Annotated in this window: 2 protein-coding genes; both read right to left on the bottom strand. The window is 60.4% G+C overall.

The features are described 5' to 3' along the window. A partial coding sequence (locus AC1DXV_RS35175; protein ID WP_477938124.1) for a hypothetical protein occupies positions 1-230 on the bottom strand: 230 nt, incomplete at its 3' end. A 200-nt stretch (positions 231-430) separates the two neighbouring features. Beyond that, a partial coding sequence (locus AC1DXV_RS35170; RefSeq protein ID WP_477938123.1) for a DUF6193 family natural product biosynthesis protein occupies positions 431-618 on the bottom strand: 188 nt, incomplete at its 5' end.

Raw genomic sequence — 618 nt, 5'->3', positions numbered from 1 at the left:
GCCTTCTCGGCCCTCCACCGATCGCACATCACCGGCTTTGACCTGCCTCGGCTCGGCAATAGGGGTGGCTCCCCTTCGGCACAGATCCTTTCCTTGAGCTGCTCCGCCTCGGGGCCGGGAGGGGATGTCCTGTCGAAGAGGAACATGAAACTGAGAACGCAAGCGACCGCGATCAGCGTGTAGAACACAAGACCAAACAGCGTCCAACCAATCTCCTTCAAGAAGGTCATGCCTCCTCCTCATGGCGCCGCAGGCGCACGATTTCGAATGACCCTCTGCCCGGCAGAAGACGGGACAGAGCCATTCCCACACAGGCGAAATCTCTCATGGCTATCAGCTCATCTCGTGGTGGTCGAAAGCGCTCATAGACGACCGTCATGAGCGGGCCTCAGCAGGGAAGACCGCTTGATGGAAGTGTTGGGCTACATGCTCAGCGAGACAAGTCTTCGGCCGTTCCATCCACGGCGGGACCTACGCTCTCAGGCAAGCTGCGCAGGACCAAATCGAGAGCCTCGTCCGCTGTGAGACCCGATGCAGGGAGACTGCGTCCTGGAATCGACACGGTGTGCTTGCCTTCGGGCGTGCACCCGACCACTGGGCAGTCCTCGGTGTATGGAT

Source organism: Rhizobacter sp. P3_C12, from assembly GCF_056402735.1.
Note: the sequence above shows the minus strand (reverse complement) of the source record. Positions and strands in the feature narration are given on the sequence as shown.